This is a genomic window from Lysobacter gummosus (assembly GCF_001442805.1).
Taxonomy (GTDB): domain Bacteria; phylum Pseudomonadota; class Gammaproteobacteria; order Xanthomonadales; family Xanthomonadaceae; genus Lysobacter; species Lysobacter gummosus.
Map to the genome: position 1 here is coordinate 1,214,510 of NZ_CP011131.1, position 17,309 is coordinate 1,231,818.

The 17,309-nt window shown below is 68.5% G+C and carries 18 protein-coding genes; 12 read left to right on the forward strand and 6 right to left on the reverse strand.

Going from position 1 to position 17,309, the window contains the following annotated elements; translation table 11 throughout:
- Positions 1-7 precede the first annotated feature (7 nt).
- Positions 8-946: a hypothetical protein gene (locus LG3211_RS04905; RefSeq protein ID WP_057941843.1), complete on the reverse strand. Its 939-nt coding sequence runs from the start codon at positions 944-946 to the stop codon at positions 8-10.
- 76 nt (positions 947-1,022) lie between these two features.
- On the opposite strand from LG3211_RS04905, the gene LG3211_RS04910 reads away from it, so the two are divergent.
- The 5 genes from LG3211_RS04910 to LG3211_RS04930 all read left to right on the forward strand — a co-directional run bounded on the left by LG3211_RS04910 (position 1,023) and on the right by LG3211_RS04930 (position 6,733).
- Positions 1,023-1,994 carry an aldo/keto reductase gene (locus tag LG3211_RS04910; protein ID WP_057941844.1) on the forward strand — a complete coding sequence of 324 codons (972 nt, stop codon included), beginning with the start codon at positions 1,023-1,025 and terminating at the stop codon, positions 1,992-1,994.
- Positions 1,995-2,328: 334 nt separating this feature from the next.
- On the forward strand, positions 2,329-2,478 hold the full coding sequence (hemP, locus tag LG3211_RS27405) for a hemin uptake protein HemP (RefSeq protein WP_075575093.1): 150 nt from the start codon (positions 2,329-2,331) through the stop codon (positions 2,476-2,478).
- Between the two features lie 311 nt (positions 2,479-2,789).
- The gene (locus tag LG3211_RS04920) at positions 2,790-5,099 is read left to right on the forward strand and encodes a TonB-dependent hemoglobin/transferrin/lactoferrin family receptor (protein ID WP_425479937.1); all 2,310 of its coding nucleotides are present in this window, start codon (positions 2,790-2,792) and stop codon (positions 5,097-5,099) included.
- A gap of 51 nt (positions 5,100-5,150) precedes the next feature.
- Positions 5,151-5,714 (forward strand): Hemin transport protein, encoded by a 564-nt coding sequence (locus tag LG3211_RS04925; protein ID WP_148648753.1) that lies wholly within the window; start codon positions 5,151-5,153, stop codon positions 5,712-5,714.
- A gap of 113 nt (positions 5,715-5,827) precedes the next feature.
- Complete coding sequence (locus LG3211_RS04930; protein WP_328230726.1) at positions 5,828-6,733, forward strand: DUF6607 family protein; 906 nt, start codon at positions 5,828-5,830, stop codon at positions 6,731-6,733.
- 371 nt (positions 6,734-7,104) lie between these two features.
- On the opposite strand, the gene LG3211_RS04935 is transcribed toward LG3211_RS04930, so the two are convergent.
- The 3 genes from LG3211_RS04935 to LG3211_RS04945 are packed head-to-tail and all read right to left on the reverse strand — an operon-like array spanning position 7,105 to position 10,083.
- Positions 7,105-8,412, reverse strand: coding sequence for a PDZ domain-containing protein (locus tag LG3211_RS04935; RefSeq protein ID WP_057941848.1), 1,308 nt, complete (start codon positions 8,410-8,412; stop codon positions 7,105-7,107).
- 41 nt (positions 8,413-8,453) lie between these two features.
- Positions 8,454-9,467, reverse strand: a complete 1,014-nt coding sequence (locus tag LG3211_RS04940) for a hypothetical protein (protein ID WP_057941849.1) — start codon at positions 9,465-9,467, stop codon at positions 8,454-8,456.
- Complete coding sequence (locus LG3211_RS04945; protein WP_057941850.1) at positions 9,460-10,083, reverse strand: RNA polymerase sigma factor; 624 nt, start codon at positions 10,081-10,083, stop codon at positions 9,460-9,462. The genes LG3211_RS04940 and LG3211_RS04945 overlap by 8 nt, the downstream gene beginning before the upstream one ends.
- A gap of 89 nt (positions 10,084-10,172) precedes the next feature.
- Between LG3211_RS04945 and LG3211_RS04950 the strand changes: the two genes are divergently transcribed.
- The 7 genes from LG3211_RS04950 to LG3211_RS25440 all read left to right on the forward strand — a co-directional run bounded on the left by LG3211_RS04950 (position 10,173) and on the right by LG3211_RS25440 (position 16,203).
- Positions 10,173-11,129, forward strand: coding sequence for an SPFH domain-containing protein (locus LG3211_RS04950; protein ID WP_057941851.1), 957 nt, complete (start codon positions 10,173-10,175; stop codon positions 11,127-11,129).
- A 3-nt stretch (positions 11,130-11,132) separates the two neighbouring features.
- Positions 11,133-11,573, forward strand: coding sequence for an NfeD family protein (locus LG3211_RS04955; protein ID WP_057941852.1), 441 nt, complete (start codon positions 11,133-11,135; stop codon positions 11,571-11,573).
- A gap of 3 nt (positions 11,574-11,576) precedes the next feature.
- Positions 11,577-12,194: a hypothetical protein gene (locus LG3211_RS04960; RefSeq protein ID WP_057941853.1), complete on the forward strand. Its 618-nt coding sequence runs from the start codon at positions 11,577-11,579 to the stop codon at positions 12,192-12,194.
- A 293-nt stretch (positions 12,195-12,487) separates the two neighbouring features.
- Positions 12,488-13,609, forward strand: coding sequence for a glycine cleavage system aminomethyltransferase GcvT (gene gcvT / locus LG3211_RS04965; protein WP_057941854.1), 1,122 nt, complete (start codon positions 12,488-12,490; stop codon positions 13,607-13,609).
- A 14-nt stretch (positions 13,610-13,623) separates the two neighbouring features.
- The gene (locus LG3211_RS04970) at positions 13,624-14,250 is read left to right on the forward strand and encodes a 2-hydroxychromene-2-carboxylate isomerase (protein ID WP_057941855.1); all 627 of its coding nucleotides are present in this window, start codon (positions 13,624-13,626) and stop codon (positions 14,248-14,250) included.
- Between the two features lie 180 nt (positions 14,251-14,430).
- Entirely contained in the window at positions 14,431-14,826 is a 396-nt protein-coding gene (gcvH, locus tag LG3211_RS04975; protein WP_057941856.1) for a glycine cleavage system protein GcvH, read from the forward strand.
- Positions 14,827-15,507: 681 nt separating this feature from the next.
- A complete protein-coding gene (locus tag LG3211_RS25440) occupies positions 15,508-16,203 on the forward strand; it encodes a hypothetical protein (RefSeq protein WP_148648754.1) in 696 nt (231 codons plus the stop codon).
- Between the two features lie 37 nt (positions 16,204-16,240).
- On the opposite strand, the gene LG3211_RS25445 is transcribed toward LG3211_RS25440, so the two are convergent.
- Both LG3211_RS25445 and LG3211_RS27270 read right to left on the reverse strand, forming a co-directional pair.
- A complete protein-coding gene (locus LG3211_RS25445; protein ID WP_148648755.1) occupies positions 16,241-16,681 on the reverse strand; it encodes a hypothetical protein in 441 nt (146 codons plus the stop codon).
- A 142-nt stretch (positions 16,682-16,823) separates the two neighbouring features.
- Positions 16,824-17,246, reverse strand: a complete 423-nt coding sequence (locus LG3211_RS27270) for a hypothetical protein (protein ID WP_386793802.1) — start codon at positions 17,244-17,246, stop codon at positions 16,824-16,826.
- Between the last annotated feature and the right edge of the window lie 63 nt (positions 17,247-17,309).

Sequence of the window (17,309 nt, forward strand, 5' to 3'; positions counted from 1 at the left end):
GGCCGGTTCATTGCGAACACGGCGGCGCTTCGGTGCCCTCGTCGGCATACAGCGAAGCGAAGCCCGCCGGCATCACCCGCGGCAGCTTCTCTATCGGCGGCTTCACCGTGGGGAAGTAGTCGCGCTGCCACTGCGACGCCAGTGCGGTCGCCGCCGGTTCCAGGCTGGCGTAGCGCGATTCCGGGCGATCGGCGGGCTTGCCGGCCAGGCGGCTGATCAACAGCCGCATCGCCCGCGCCTTGGTCGGATCGTTGGCGATCATGCCGGTCAGCGGGGATGAGTCGTCGCTGTAGGCGACCATCAGATCGAACACCGACGGCAGATAACCGGCCTCGAACGAAAGCTGCATCATGTTGCCGGCCTCGGCGCGCCAGCGGTCGAATTCGGGCGTGCTCATGTGCGAATAGTCGATCAACACCGAATCGCCGCGGGCGTAGCGGTACATCGCCTCGGGCTCGCCGGCCAGCGCGGCCTGGCGCAGGTAGTGATTGCCCTGCTTCCACGAATCGGCCGGGGCGTTGCGGCATTCGGCGAGGATGCGGCGCGCGCGGTTCTCCAGCTTGGTCATGTAGCCGCGCTGGTCCGGCGGCAGATCGGGCCGCGCGTTTTCTTCCGCCGCGGCCAGCATCTGCTCGGCCGCCGAAGTGTCGGTGCAGCGCAGCAGTTCCATGCCGAGCTGGCACGAGGCGCGGCTGTCGCCGGCGTCGGCGCGGTTCTTGATTTCGGCCAACTGCGGATTGCGGTAGTCGTCGCGGATCGGCTCGATCTTGCCCGCCGCGTCGGCTTGCGCCGGCGGCGCGATGGGCGACGGCCGCGGCGTTTGCGCTTCGGCGGCGAGCGGCGCCGAAGCGGCGGCGGGCGCGCGCGAACGCCACAGCTGCCAGCTCAGCAATGCGACGGCGATCGCGATCAGGCTCACGATCAGGCCACGGGTGTTCGAGCTCATTGCCGCTTACCGCCCTTCGTGTCGCCGATCATCGGCGTAGCATGCCCGCAATCCACCGTCCGATTGGAGCGTTCGCATGCAATACCGCCGATTGGGTTCATCCGGCCTGCAGATTTCGGCGCTGTCGTTCGGCGCCTGGGTCACCTTCGGCGCGCAGATCGGCCGCGACACCGCGCGCGAACTGATCGCCGCGGCGTGGGATCACGGCATCAACTTCTTCGACAACGCCGAGGGTTACGCCAACGGCGAGGCCGAGCGGGTGATGGGCGAGGCGATCGCCGATCTGCGCCTGCCGCGCGATGGTTACTGCGTGTCGAGCAAGGTCTTCTTCGGCGCTCACGAAGAACCGCGTCCGACTCAGAAGGGACTTTCGCGCAAGCACGTCAGCGAAGCCTGCCACGATGCACTGCGCCGGCTGCGTGTCGATCATCTCGATCTGTACTTCTGCCATCGTCCGGACCCGGATACGCCGGTGGAAGAAACCGTGTGGGCGATGGATGCGCTGATCCGCCAGGGCAAGGTGCTGTACTGGGGCACCTCGGAGTGGCCGGCGTCGTTGATCCGCGAGGCGCACAAGATCGCGCGCGTCCATCATCTGCACGCGCCGACGATGGAGCAGCCGCAGTACAACCTGCTGCACCGTGAGCGGGTCGAGCTGGAATACGCGCCGCTCTACGCCGAGCTGGGGCTGGGCACGACGATCTGGTCGCCGCTGGCCTCGGGCCTGCTGACCGGCAAGCACAGCGGCGGTTTCGCCGGCGACAGCCGGCTGGGCCAGTCGGACAAGGAATGGCTGCGGCGGATCGCGGTTGGCAGTCCGGAGCAGCGGCGGTTCGAGCGGGTCGCGGCCTTCGCCGCGGTCGCCAGTGAGCTCGAGGTCGCGCCGGCGCCGCTGGCGATCGCCTGGTGCCTGCGCAATCCGCATGTGTCGAGCGTGATTCTCGGCGCCAGCCGGACTGAGCAGCTGTTGCAGAACCTGGAGGCGCTGGAGTTGGAGGGGCGGGTCGATGAGGCGGGCTGGCAGCGGGTGGAGGCGGCTGTGGGCTGATGGGTGACCGGCTGGGCGGCTGGCTTGCCTGGAAGGGCAGACCTTGGCGCCTGGGTTGGCCGGGGTTTAGGGGCGGGGACTGGCCGCGGGGCGCAGCGCCTGCTTTTCGCCGCTTGAATTGGACTTTGCTGTTTTGGCGGTTGATCACAGATCCCCGCGTTTGCGTGTTGACTGGCAAATGAGAATCATTATCATCATTCGGGAGCCCACCCCCGAACGAGTCACCGCCATGTCTCTGCGCAACCCCGTGCTGCAGCTCAAGCCCCGTACTGATCGTTCCCTGAGCGCCGTCGCCGCGCCCGTCGCCGCCGTGGCCCCGGCACCCGCCACGGCCATGACCTCGGCCGTCGTCGCCGCCGCCCAGGGCGTTCTGGTCGAAAGCACCGCGCTGTTGCGCGGCGCGCGCGAGGTGCTGATCCGCCATGGCGGTGAGGTCTACCGTCTGCGCCATACCCGCAACGACAAGTTGATCCTGACGAAGTAACCCCGCGTACGGCGCGTCCTCGCCGAGCCCGCTCAGCACCTTCCCTCCCACGCCGCCCGCATCGCCCGTTCGACGCCCGGATCTCTCCAGTCCGCCCACGTCCGAACCCGATCGCACCGGCCCGCTGCTGAGCGTTCCCGGCCTCGCTCCATCGCCCGCGTCATCGCCCTGCCGCGCCCCAGCTTCGGGGTGCGGCACGGTGCGTCGGCCCTCCGCGGCCCGCCAGCACCTTCTCTCTCCAAGGCTGCCAGCCCTTGTCCGTCACGGATGCCAGCTCGCCTCGGCCCAATACCCATCATCCGAGTCGAAGAATGTCCCGCGTCCATACCCAGGCTGCGCCTGCACGCTCCATCCCTAATCCCGTCCCGGCGCGCTGCGCGCTGGCTTTGGCCTTGACCCTGGCCCTGCCGGCCGTGGCCAGCGCCGCCGATGCGGCCGACGCCGCCAGTGCGGATGTCAACGAGCTCAACCGCGTGGTGGTCAGCGCCACCCGCACCGAGCGTCAGGTCCAGGACGTGCCGGCCACTGTCAGCGCGATCGATCGCGAGCGCATGGACAACGAACTGGTGCGCGACATCCGCGACCTGTTTCGCTACGAGCCCGGCATCGAAGTCGGCGCCAACCGCGAACGCTTCGGCCTGGGCGACATCCGCATCCGCGGCCTCGGCGGCAACCGCGTGCGCGTGCTGGTCGATGGCGTGTCGGTGTCGGACAGCTTCGCGATCGGCAGCTTCTCCAACGCCGGGCGCAACTTCGTCGATCTGGACACGGTCAAGCAGGTCGAAGTCGTGCGCGGCCCGAGCAGCGCGCTGCACGGCTCCGACGCGCTCGGCGGCGTGGTGTCGTTCGTGACCAAGGATCCGAACGATTACCTCAAGGACGGCGCCAACACCTACTTCGGCCTCAAGCTCGGCGCGGAAAGCCAGAACGAAGGCCTGTACGGCAGCGCCACCGCGGCGTTCGGCGGCGAGCGCTGGTCCGGTCTGGTGGTGGTCAATCATCACCAGGGCAAGGAAACCGAGAACCAGGGCGACAACGATGCCCACGACGGCACGCGCACCCGCGCCAACCCGCAGGATTTCGACGGCCGCAGCGTGCTGACGAAACTGGTCTACGCGCCCAGCGAAAACCAGCGTTTCCGCCTGACCGTGGAAGGCAGCGAGGAGCAGACCGACACGCTCGTATTCAGTGCGCTCGGCCTGGTCGCGCTGGTCCCGGGACAGCCGCCGAATTCGCCGCGCACGCGCGTGGCCTCGATGTCCGGCGACGATCGCCAGACCCGCGCCCGCATGGCCTTCGCGCATGAAATCGATTCGATCGACAGCGTTCTGGCCGATTCGCTGCAGTGGCAGATCTATCGCCAGGACAGCGAAACCACGCAGCGCACCCGCGAGCAGCGCGTCACCTTGTCCAACACCCCCAACCCGACCCTGCGCCTGCGCGAGTTCAACTTCGACCAGCGCGTGTACGGCGCGGAAGCCACCGCGCACAAGAGCTTCGCCACCGGTTCGGTCGAGCACACCCTGACTTACGGCTTCGAATACGAGAACACCGAATTCCGCCAGAAGCGCGACGGCCGCGCGGTCAACCTGACCACCGGCGCGGTCAGCAACGCGATCTCGCCGGACGCCTTCCCGGTGCGCGATTTCCCGGTCAGCAAAACCCAGAACGCCGGCGTGTTCGTGCAGGACGAAATCCAGTTCGCCGACGGCAAGTTCCGCCTGGTGCCGGCGGTGCGCGTGGACCGTTACGAACTGCGTCCGCGCAAGGACGCGATCTGGAACGGCGACAACCCGGGCGTGACGGTCAGCGACCTGAGCAAGACCAGCGTGTCGCCCAAGCTCGGCGCGGTCTGGCATTTCGCCGAAGACTGGTCGTTGTACGGCGGCTATCAGCGCGGTTTCCGCGCGCCGCCCTACAGCGACGTCAACCTGGGCTTCACCAATCTGCAGTTCGGCTACACCGCCATTCCCAGTCCGAATCTCAAGCCGGAAACCAGCGACGGTTACGAACTGGGCCTGCGCTTCAGCAACAAGGCCGTGTATGCGCAGGTGGCGGCGTTCTACAACGACTATAAGGACTTCATCGAATCCAGCCGCCAGGTCAGCGCGCCGCCGCAGACGCCGCTGATCGTGTTCCAGTCGCAGAACGTGGCCAAGGCGCGCATCCGCGGCGTCGAGCTGCGCTGCGGCATCGATTTCGGCGAACTGTCCGACGCGCTGGCCGGCTGGTCCACGCGCTTCGCCGCGGCCTACAGCAAGGGCGAGGACAAGACCGCCGACCGTCCGCTGGAATCGATCGCGCCGCTGACCGCGAGCGTCGGTGTGGCCTACGACCGCGACACCTGGGGCGTGGAGCTGGCCGGACGTTTCGCCCGCCACAAGACCGACCTGCCGGCGCCGAACCGCTTCGCCGCGCCCGGCTACGGCGTGCTTGACCTGCTGGCGCACTGGCAGTTCGCGCCCGGCGCCAAATTCAACGTCGGCGTGTTCAACCTGGGCGACAAGAAGTACTGGGACGGCGGCGATGTGCCGGGCACCTTGACCGCCAGCAGCGCCGTGCTCGACCGCTACACCGCGCCGGGCCGCAACGTCGGCGCCAGCGTGGCGGTGAGCTGGTAAGGCATGCACGCGCCGTCGCCCGCCGCGCTCGATTCGGGCCGGCCGGCCGCCGTGAGCGGTCGCGCCGGCTTGCCGGCGCCCGAGCGCCTGGCGGCGGTGGCGACGGTGTTGTGCGTGTATCCCAGGCGCCATCGCGACGCGCTCGACGGTTGGCTCGCGGCCGACCGCGCCGAAAGAGTCAGCCGCCAGGACGGCGAGGACGTGCGCGAGGCGCTGTTGTTCCGCGATGTCGCCGGGCGTGCGTGCTGGCGTTTGTATCTGTTGCCCGACAGCGATTTTCTCGCCTGGGACGATGCCGCCGCGGATCTGCCCGTGCATAGCGGCGCCGAGTCGCGCGGCGGCGTGTGGGCGAGTCTGCGTCGCCGCTGGTTGCGCCGCTGGTTGCGCCGCTGGCGCGGTCGCTGGTGCGCGCAGGTGCTGCGCCTGCAGGTGCTGCGCGACGCCGCCGGCCATTGCGTGTTGCTCGCCGACGGCGCCGAGTTGTCGCCGCTCGGCCACGCCCATGCGCGCCGCATCGCCGCCGGCGAAGGCGCGCGCCTGAGCGCGCAGGCGCATGTGTGCTGCTGCATGGCCTCGGGCCTGCGCGACGGCGCCGGGCCGGCGCAATTCGCCTGAGTTCTTCTTAAAGCCGCAGTCGAATGCCTTCTTCTACTTTCAAAGCCATAGAGCCAACGAGTTCAGCCATGACCCGAATGACCTACCGCGCCAGCGTGCTGGCGATCTGCCTGATGTCCAGCCCGCTGGCGCTGGCCCAGTCCGCCGCCGTGCCGTCGCCCGAGCGCGACCGCGCTTCGATCCTGGCGATGCAGGGCGAATACGTCGTCGATTTCGCCTTCGACGAAACCGTGCTGCTCAAGCCCGGCTACGAACGCGCGCCGGCGATGCGCAGCGGCGGCAACGAGACCGTCATCGTGGTCGAGAACACCCCGACCAGGCTGGTGTTGCAACACATCCTGGTCGACGGCAAGAGCGGCCACGTGACCAAGCACTGGCGTCAGGACTGGACCTATGAGGCGCCGCAGCGCTTCGAATTCAGCGCCGACCAGACTTGGCACGTGCGCAAGATTCCGGCCGATCTGAACCGCGGCGCCTGGACCCAGTGCGTGTTCGAAGTCAGCGACGCGCCGCGCTACTGCGGCACCGGCCGCTGGGACTACAAGAACAATGTCGCCACCTGGACCAGCGATGCGAGCTGGCGCCCGCTGCCGCGGCGCGAATACACCAAGCGCAGCGATTACAACGCGGTCGCGGCGATCAACCGCCACACCATCACCCCGAGCGGCTGGACCCACGAGCAGTTCAACACCAAGGTACTGCGCAAACCCGACGGCACGCAGGAGGAGTTGGCGCGCGAGTTCGGTTTCAACGACTACCAGAAGACCAAGGACGTCGATTTCAAGCCGGCTTACAAGTACTGGGACGCGACCCAGGGTTACTGGGCCAAGGTCCGCGCGCATTGGGACCGTTACCTCGGCCAGGCGCCGGGCGTGCTGCTCAAGACCAAGGTCGATGGCATGGCGATGATCATTCCGTTGTTCGAACAGGCGGGCAAGCTGGAAGAGGGCAAGCAGGTCGCCGACAAGGACATCGATGCGGTGTTCGCCAAGTGGGTGACCAGCGCGCCGGCGGAGTAAGCGGCGGGGCGAAGAAAAAGTTTGTCCGACGCACTCGGCGATGGAGCGCGGAATGCCGGATCGATGATCGGAACAGGCCGGGCAGGATGCCCGGCCTTTTTGTCGTGTGCGGGCGGTTGCGAGTTGCGATGTCAGGTCGGCGCGATCGGAAAGGAAGGCATCGGGGCTGAAGCCCCTCCCACAACAGACTTCGTCGCCACGCAATCTTTTGTGGGAGGGGCTTCAGCCCCGGTGCTCTTCGCTCAGCAGCGAAGATGCCGCAAGGCACGACTTCATGCCTCGATGCTCGCAGCAGCCACTGAAAAAAAGAGGGCTGGCGATGACATATCCGCCAGCCCGCTAGGAAAACTGGAACTTCGTGAAGGCTCCGATCAATCCACGCTGTGCACGTGGACATGCCGGCCTTGCGCCATCGCCCACTGCGGCGGCACCGGCGCGGCGGGCGGCCGCGGCGCCGCGCTCACTTTGTTCGGGATCGGCGGCGCAGGCGGCGCAGGCGGCACGGGCGGAACAGGCGGCACGGGCGGTACGGGCGGCACGGGCGGCACGGGCGGCACGGGCGGTATCGGAGCGTGCGGCGGTACGGGCGGCGCAGGCGGAACCGGAGGCACCGGCGGTACGGGTGGAACCGGCGGCACCCAAACCACCGCCTTCGGCAGCGTCAGCTTGACCTTGGCGGCGGCGCGATCGCGCAGATACCCGATCTCGACCTGATTGCCCTCGGACTTTCCGCGCAAGGCTTCCATCGTCTGCCGCGGCGTATCCACGCGCCGGCCGTCGATGCTCTGGATCACGTCGCCGGCTTCCAGCCCCTTCAGCTCCGGACCGGCGCTGAGCACCAGCACGCCGCGATCGGTGCCGAAATAGCGTCCCAGCTTGGTGTCGAGCGAGGCCAGATTCAGGCCGTTCCAGCGCAGCGCTTCGCTGATCAGCGGCATCGGGCAGGGCTTGCCGTTGCAGTCTTCGTCCGGACCGATGCGATAGATTTCCGTGCGCACGCCCGGCGCGACCGCCACGCGGGCCGGGACGTACTGCATGGAGTCGCTGCTGACATCCATCTTGCCGTCGGCCGAACGCAGGATCTTGACCCGGCCGCTGCTGATGATCTGCGAACCGTCGGCGTTCTCGAACACCATGACCCGTTCGCCGACTTGCGGCGAGACATCGGCCGTGGCCTCGCGGCCGTCGCGCAGGTAGCGGATGCGCGTGGTCTTGCCGGCTTCCAGCTTGCCGAGCAGCGCGCGCGCGCTGCCCAGGCGCGCGCCCGGCTCCTTGCCGGAGACCGGCGTGCCGTTGACGGCGATCAACCGGTCGCCGCTGCGCAATCCGACCTTGGCCGCGGCGCTGCCGGGAGTGACCGCGATGATGCCGACGCCGCTCTTGTCGTCCGGCGCCAGGATCACGCCGAGCTGCGGGCCGCGGATATCGTCGCGGATCAGCACCGGCTTGGTCACCGGATCGGGCATCGCGTTCGGAATCGTCGCGGTGCCCGGCATCGGCAGCACGTGCGGGCGGGCTTGCGCGAACAGCACCGGCGCTTCGCCGGGATGGCGCTGGATCACCACGGTGCGCGTGCGCGCCTCGGCGGGCTGCGCGTCGGTCGCGGGCGCGGCGGTCGGCGCGAGCGCGCTGCCGATCGCGGCGAACAACAGCGCGGGAAGCAGGGAAATGCGGGACATGACGCTCTCCGGTACAGCGGGTGTACGAACTGAGGAAGGATTCAATCGACGCGCACCAGCGCGTCGTCGTAACGTTCGCCGCGCGCGGCGAACCAGCGTTGAGTGCTTTCCACGCCGGCCAGTGCGCGCAGCGCGCCGACCCGTTGCCGCCACAACGCCAGACGCTGTTCGGCCGGCAGCGCGGCGTCGGTCAGGGCCGTGTCGATCAGGCTCAGGCGTTGGTCGAGATCGGAACTCATCAGCGCGGCAGTGGCGCTGGCGACGCGATCGTCGCGGGTCAGCGTCACCAGCGCTTCGAGCTGCGCCGATTCGGTTTGCAGTTCGCGCAGTTGCGCGGCGAGGGCGGTTTCGCGCTGGCTGGCGGAAGCGTCGGCGACGAGCGCGGCGGTCTTGGCCGGATCGGTGTCGCTCTGCGCCGGCGTGAGCTCGGCGGCGATGCGCTCGGGCGCGGGCGTGTCGGCGTGGGACGGGGTCGCACGGGTCGCGGTCGCTCTCGTCGAACCGGGACGCTGAGCGTTCGCCACAGCTGCCGCCTTGCGCGGTGCGCGCTGAGTCTTGGTGTCCGCGGGTTCTATATGGAGTGGAGTGGCCGTGGCCGGATTGGGCTGGACCGCGACGGTATCGCTGCGCTGAGCATCGGCATTGGCCGGGCTGGCAGGCACCGCGCCATCGCTCGCACGAACGCCCGGCGCCTCGACGCCGCCGTTGCGTGGAGCCGCTTCGTGCGCGATCGGGCCGGGCGACTGCACCTCGAGCGTGGGCCGCTGCGCCCGCAGGCTCAGCCACAACCCCAGCGGCAATGCGATGGCGAGCATCGCCGCGATCGCCCACTGCCGCGCCGGATACGCCGCGCTGCGACGGCGAGGCGGGGTATCGATATGCGCGACGGGCGAAGACGGCATTTGCGCCGTCGAGGCGGCCTGCGCCGGCGCGCCCTGGCGCGCGGCCAAGGTCGCGGCCATGCGCGCCCAGCCGTCGGCCGGCGGCGTCTCCGGCGGCAGCTGCGCGAACGCATCGGCCCAGGTCTGCGGCGGGTTGGGATTGCGATCAGGCATGGGCCTGCTCCGGTTCCAGCAACTGGCGCAGGCGGCGTCCGCCGCGCGCGAGTTGCGATTTGGAAAAGCTGGTCGATCGCTGCATCAGCGCGGCGATCTCTTCGTGGGTATAGCCCTCGGCGTGGTACAGCCACAGCACGCTGCGGGTCGGCGCCGGCAATTGCGCCATCGCCCGGCCCAGCGCGGCGGCGTCGGCGGCGGCCGGCGGGGGCGGCATGCGGTCGTCGGCGAGGTGTTCGTCGTCGGCTTCCACCGCGTGCTCCAGGCGGCGCCGGCTGCGCAGCCGCATCAGCGCTTCGTTGACCGCGATCTGCCGCAGCCAGCCCCAGAACGGCGTGCCGCTGCCGTCTCTGTGGCCGCGGAAATCGCCGATCCGCGTGAACACCTTAAGCATGGTCTCCTGCAGCACGTCGGTGGCCTCGTCGCGATCGCCGGCGATCCGCACCGCCAGGGTGAACACCGGCCGCTCGAACCAGCGGTAGATCTGCTCGAACGCCGCGCCTTCGCCGGCGCGCACGCGCGCCAGCAGCGTCTCGGGGACGTCGATGGCGAAGCTCGACAGCGGACGCTCGGAGGCGGGCGCTGGCGGCGGCGATGAGGTGATTTGAGGTGGCATTCCCAGACAAGGATGCAGCAGGGGCGTGAAGGGTCGCAGCCGGGTGCAAGGCCTATACTGCGCCCAACGGACACATGGAGGGGGACATCATGGGCGGGACCTTGCTGGCGCTGGTTTTGGTATTCGCGGGCGTAGTGCTGCTGTTCAAGACCGTGCGCATGGTGCCGCAGGGCTACCAGTGGACCGTGGAGCGGTTCGGCCGCTACACCCACACGATGGACCCGGGCCTTCACTTCCTGATGCCGGTGATCTACGGGGTCGGGCGCAAGATCAACATGATGGAGCAGGTGCTGGAGGTTCCCAGCCAGGACGTGATCACCAAGGACAACGCGGTGGTCAAGGTCGATGGCATCGTGTTCTTCCAGGTGCAGGACGCGGCCAAGGCGGCGTATGAAGTGGCCACCTTGGAAATTGCGATCCTTAATTTGGTCATGACCAACATCCGCACCGCGATCGGTTCGATGGACCTGGACGAGTCGCTGTCCAAGCGCGACGAAATCAACACCAAGGTGCTCAACGCGGTGGACGCGGCGACTCATCCGTGGGGGCTGAAGGTCAATCGCATCGAGCTCAAGGACATCCAGCCGCCGCGCGATCTGGTCGATTCGATGGCCCGGCAGATGAAGGCCGAGCGCGAGAAGCGCGCGAACATCCTCGAAGCCGAGGGCTTCCGCCAGGCCGCGATCCTCAAGGCCGAGGGCGAGAAGCAGTCGGTGATCCTGGAAGCCGAAGGCGAGAAGGAAGCCGCGTTCCGCCAGGCCGAGGCGCGCGAGCGTCTGGCCCAGGCCGAGGCCAAGGCCACCGAAGTGGTGTCCAACGCGATCGCCTCGGGCAACGTGCAGGCGATCAACTACTTCATCGCGCAGAAGTACATCGAAGCGTTCAAGTCGCTGGCCGAAGCGCCCAACCAGAAGTTCGTGATGATGCCGATGGAGTCGGCCGGCATCATCGGCTCGCTGGCCGGCATCGGCGAGCTGGCCAAGGACGCGCTCGCCAGCCAGCAGGCGGCGCGCGCTCCCGCCGCGACGCCGCGCAGCGGAGGCTGAGCCATGTCGTGGAGTTGGCAGACCATCGCCTGGGCCGCCGTCGCGCTGCTGCTGTTCGCGGCCGAGGCGCTGGCGCCGGGTGCTTTCATGCTCTGGCTCGGCCTGGCCGCGGCGGCGGTGTTCGCGCTGGTGCTGATGTTTCCCGGCTTGTCCGTGCTGGCCCAGGTCGCCGCGTTCGTGGTGCTCAGCTTCGCCTCGATCCAGGTCTACCGCACCTGGTTCCGCGGTCGCGAGCGGCAGAGCGACCAGCCCTTGTTGAACCGTCGCGCCGAGCAACTGGTCGGCCGCGTGGTCGCGCTGGAGCGCGGCATCGTGCAAGGACGCGGACGGGTGCAGATCGCCGATGCGTTCTGGGACGTGTCCGGCCCGGACCTAGACACCGGCGCGATGGTGCGCGTGGTCGGCACCGACGGCATGACCCTGCGGGTCGAGCCGGCCGGTTGAACGATGATCGCCCTGCGCGCTAAGCGGGTCCTGCGCGCATCGGCGATGCTGACGTGCCTGGCGCCGGCCTTCGCCTACAGCGGCCATGCCGGCACGCCGCAGGCCGCGGCGATGCCGGCCGCGCAGCCGGGCCAGACCGCGCCCGCGCTGGTGCGCGCCGGCGCGCGCGGCGGCGAAGATTGGATCGGCAAGATCGTTCCGCCGTACCCGGACGGCTACAAATCCAACACCGGCGGCTGCGTCGGCAGCGGCCGCAGCGCCGAGCAAGTCTGCGCGCGCAGCATCGGCACCATCGACGACGCCGAGGACCGCTCGCTGAAGTTCTACGCCGCCGAACTGGTCGGCCGGATCGGCAACGAGGCGCGCTGGAAGATCACCGACGTGGTGCCGTATCCGAAGCTGCAGCATGGCGAGCGGGTATCGATGTCAACCTGCATGATCGACGGCGTGACCGACCCCGGCGTGATCGCGATCGTGGACACCGCGGTGGAAGGCGCCGCCGCGCGCGAGATGTTCGACGCGGTGCGCTGGGCGGTGAAGCTGGATCGGCGCAAGGGGCGATTCATCGAGGTGAAGCCAACCGAAGTCCGCTGTTACAACGAAGGCGCCGAAGGGGAATAGAGTCGGCCGCGGCCAAGCCCGTTCGCCGGGCAAGCCTGAAGCCCGACCACCCGCTTGGCCAACCAATCCAGAAACGACAGAAGCGGCGCAAGCCGCGACCGCGCCGCGTCCCGGCCCGGCATCGCGATCGGCGCAATTCGCACTCGCCCGCCCGCATCGCTCCTGCCGCAAACCGCGCAATCTGCGCCACCCCTCACACCATTCGCCCGCGTACCGAAATCCGGCAAATACGCACGACACGCGCATGAGGGATAATCGCCGGCTCCAAACCCCCTACGAGCAGGCAGCGCCCCATGAGCCAGAAGACCATCCTCAACGACGCCCACCGCGCACTCGGCGCCAAGATGGTGGATTTCGGCGGCTGGGACATGCCGATCAGCTACGGCTCGCAGATCGAAGAACACCATCAGGTGCGCCGCGATGCCGGCATGTTCGACGTCAGCCACATGACCGTGGTCGATCTGCGCGGCGCGCGCGTGCGCGATTTTCTGCGCAACCTGGTCGCCAACTCGGTGGACAAACTGCAGAAGTCGGGCAAGGCGCTGTACACCTGCATGCTCAATCCCGACGGCGGCGTGATCGACGACCTGATCGTCTATTTCCTCGATGAGCAGTATTTCCGCCTGGTGGTCAACGCCGCCACGCGCGAGAAGGACCTGGCCTGGATCGGCGAGCAGGCCCGCGCCTTCGAGGTGTCGGTGACCGAGCGTCCGGAGCTGGCGATGATCGCCGTGCAAGGCCCGAACGCGCGCGAGAAAGTCGTCGGCCTGCTGCGCGAGGAAGATCGCGCGCGCATCGGCAAGCTCGGCAAGTTCGTCGCCGGCGAAGCCCAGACCGTCGACGGCATCGCGCTGTTCATCGCCCGCACCGGCTACACCGGCGAAGACGGTTTCGAAGTGGTTGTGCCCGAAGACCGCGCGGTCGCGCTGTGGGACGCGCTGCTCGCCATCGGCGTCAAGCCGGCCGGCCTGGGCGCGCGCGACACCCTGCGGCTGGAAGCGGGCATGAATCTGTACGGCCAGGACATGGACGACACCGTGTCGCCGTACGAGGCCGCGTTGGCCTGGACCGTCGCCCTCGACGAAGGCCGCGACTTCATCGGCCGCGGCCCGCTGGAGAAGCAGAAGGCCGCCGGCGCGCCGCGCCAGATGATCGCGCTGGTGATGGACGAAAAGGGCGTGCTGCGCCACGGCCAGAAAGTGCTGACCGCGCACGGCGACGGCGAAATCCTCTCGGGCACCTTCTCGCCGACGCTCGGCAAGTCGATCGCATTCGCGCGCGTGCCGGCCGGCGAGATCGCGCTTGGCGCGAGCGGCAACGTGCGCGTGGACATCCGCGGCAAGGAAGTGCCGGTGCGGGTGGTCAAGTTCCCGTTCGTGCGCGACGGACAGGCGCAAGACGGCGTGCTCGCCTGAACGGCGCCGCGGCCATGACCGTCATCGACTACTACCTCAGCCTGATCTCGCCCTACGCCTATCTGGGCCACGCGCCCGTGCTGGCGCTCGCGCGCGAGACCGGCGCGCGCCTGGCCTACAAGCCGGTGCGGATCTTCGAACTGTTCTCGGCCAACGGCGGCTTGCCGCTGGGCCAGCGCGCGCCGGCGCGGCAGCGCTATCGCCTGGTCGAGCTGCAGCGCGCCCGCGCGCAGCGCGAGGTGCCGCTGAATCTGGCGCCGAAGTTCTTTCCGGTCGATCCGAGTCTGGCCGATCGCTGCCTCATCGCCCTGTGCGAGGCCGGCCGCGATCCGTCCTCTTATATGGACGCCGCCTTCCGCGCGATCTGGGCCCACGACCAGGACCTCGCCGACCGCGACGTGCTGGCGCGGCTGTTGCGCGATCACGGTCACGATGTCGAGGCGACCTTCGCCGCGGCGCAGAGCGAGGCGGTGGGCGCGATCTACGAGGCCAACACCGCCGCCGCCATCGCCGCCGATCTGCCGGGCCTGCCCGGCTACGTGCTGCGCGGCGAACCGTTCTGGGGGCAGGACCGCGTCGAAGCGCTGCGCGAGGCGCTGCTGAGCGGCCGCGAGCCGTTCCTGATCGACGCGGGACGTTAGGCCGATGCACGTCCGCGGCGACGCCGACCGCCCGCGCGGCGCGACCCGCGCCGGTTCTGCGATGGCCGTTCACCTCATGCCATCGATCGTCTCCTTCGTCGCCCCCCTCCCACGACGCTCCAGCATCGTTAAACTACGCGCCATTACCCGCCGCTCCCCGTAACGTCCGAGGCCCCTGCCATGAGTGAAATTCCCGGCGATCTTAAGTTCATGAAGTCCCACGAGTGGGCCCGCGTCGAAGGCGACGGCAAAGTCACCGTCGGCATCTCCGACCATGCCCAGGGCCTGCTCGGCGATCTGGTCTACGTCGAACTGCCCAACGTCGGCGACCGCGTCGAGGCCGGCAACGCCAGCGCCGTGGTGGAATCGGTCAAGGCCGCTTCCGACGTCTACGCACCGGTCTCCGGCACCGTGACCGCGGTCAACACCGCGCTCGCCGACAAGCCGGAAACCATCAACGAAGACGCCTACGGCGAAGGCTGGATCTACACCGTCGAAATCGACGAGCCCGATCAGCTCAACGAGCTGCTCGCGCCGGACGACTACGCCGAACTGCTCGAAGAAGACGACCACTGATCCACCCGCCGCGGCCGGCAACGGCCACGGCCGACGGGGAGCGCAGCACCGGACCGCGACACGCGGCACCGGACTGGCTCCCCGTTTTGTTTGCGGGGAACCGATCGCGACGTGGTCTGGCTGCCGACGTGGTCCGCGTCCGGGTGCGATGACGGGTGCTCGCCGATGCCCGACGCCGACGCCGACAACCGAGACCGAAGCCGACACCGACGCTGGTCGATGCCGCGGGTCGGCGCCGAAGCCCGACTCGCCGACCGATGGCCGCGGCAACCGAGGGCCGCGGCAACCGAGGGCGCACTGCATTGCGCCGAATGCGAATCCGAGGTGGCAACGCGAAGGACGGCCGCGCGCCCGCCGTGCGCCGCGATCGCGCGCTTGCCGTGCGCGTCACGCACGGACTCACCCGCGCTCACAGCCTCGACCGCCCGCCGACGCCTCGACCGACAAGCGTCGATCCGCGCCTCGGCCGCGTCCTCGCCTGACCTCGCCGGGCGGTGCGCTCGTGCTCGCACAGCCTGTCGGCGCCGTCGCGACGCGCGCGCAAATCCGGATCGACGCGGCCGCGCATCGCGCCCGCGCGTTTCGAAAATCCAGCGGAAAAAAGCGCGATATCGAAACGCGATCAAGGCGCGCGCATAGCCGTCGCCGACGCGAGCGCAGCGCATCCGACAGCGCGGCAAGGTGCCGCGCGAAGACGCCGGCACGAACTCGATCGACTCGACGCGGCGCCGGAACGCAAGCGCGAAGCCGGCCGCGTCGCCGCGCGATTCGTGCAATCGGCGTGAAGACAGAACCGGGCCGGCGCACGCCGACGACACCACCGCCTCGCGCCGCGCCGACGCGCCGCGCCACTTTCGCGTGGGCGATTTCACTTGTTCCAAATCAGCCGCCGGGAGCGTCGGCGACAGCATTCCGACATCGCCGGCGCGCGTTCGCTCGCGCCGCGAGCGCGAGTTCGACCGCCGTCGGCGTAAACGCTTTCCCGACCGATGCGCGCACCGCGCGCGGCGCACGCGGCGAGGTCGGCGCGCGCATCGGCGACCGTCGCGGCTGACGAACGGTCGCTTCGAGCGCGCGTCGGCGCCATCGCGAAGGCGGGCGACGACGCCGACGCACGCGCTCGCCGATGCGTTCGCGCGCGTCGCCAAGCCATCGCCGACACCGCCAACGACGCCGACGCCGACCCGTCGCGAGCGTTCGCGGCGGCCGTCGAACGCCCGCGCGGGGCAAAAAAAGTTCGCGCACTTTCGCGCATTCGGGCTTGTGCGACGCGAAATCCGGCACCCTCGCGGAGAGGAATTTTTTCTTCCGGTACAGGTCGCCGCGGACGCCTTCGAAGCGTTCGCGAACGCGCGCGCGCATCGACGAAAAAACTAAAACGAAAAACGACGACGCTCTGAAACCCGCGCCACGCTTAGGTTTCAGCGATGTAGTTGCGAACGCATCGCGAACGCGTCGATGCGCGCGCGCGTTCGCCGTCGCCGCGCGCGTCGGCGCCGACGGCGACGTCGGGGCGTGCGGCCCCTAAAAAAAATCGCCGGGGTTGTTGACAGTCAGAAAAAGCGTGATTAGGTTTCGCCCAGCAGACGCTTCCTGCCAAGAGAGTGAGAAAACACAGCGCGACAACATGCAGCACAATTCGAACCTCCGCCCGGACAATCAAAACGGTGGACGCAGGGTTCGCTTCCTCTGCAGAAATGTTGGCCACGCTCTCTTCGCCGATGACATCCAAATCCCTGATGACATCGCTGGCGTCCTGCTTTATGCAACCCGGTTCGCGTTTGGCGGCCCGGGTTTTTGTTTGGCCGCCCCGTTTCGCGGCCAGCCACACCCGCCTTTTGCGCGGGTACGCCATCGGTCCCGCCGCCGCTACGGCCGGACGCGATCCCCGATCCGTTCCGACGCGCCACGCGCGCCGGCGGTTGCACGCGGGTCCGACTCCCGCGGCTCTGCCACCACAGAGTTCCTTAGAACTGGGCTTACCGCACCACCACTGATCATCCCTGATCATCACTGACGAGGAGCCATCCCATGGCCGTTAAGAAAGCTGCTAAGAAGTCCTCCGCCAAGAAAGCGACCAAGAAGGTCGCCAAGAAGGCCGGCGCTAAGAAGGTTGCCAAGAAGGCCACCAAGAAGACCGCCAAGAAGGCCGTGAAGAAGACCGCCAAGAAGGCCGTCCGCAAGACCGCCAAGAAGGCCGCCAAGAAAGCCGTGAAGAAGACGGCTAAGAAGGCTGCCAAGAAGACCGCCAAGAAGGCCGCCAAGAAGACGGCTAAGAAGGCCACCAAGAAGACCGCCAAGAAGGCCGCCAAGAAGACGGCTAAGAAGGCTACTAAGAAGACCGCCAAGAAGGCTGCCAAGAAGACCGCCAAGAAGACCGCCAAGAAGGCGGCTAAGAAGGCTCCGAAGAAGGCCGCCAAGCGTGCCCGCAAGCCGAAGGCTGCTGCGATGCCCGCTACCCCGGCACCGCTGATCTAATAAAA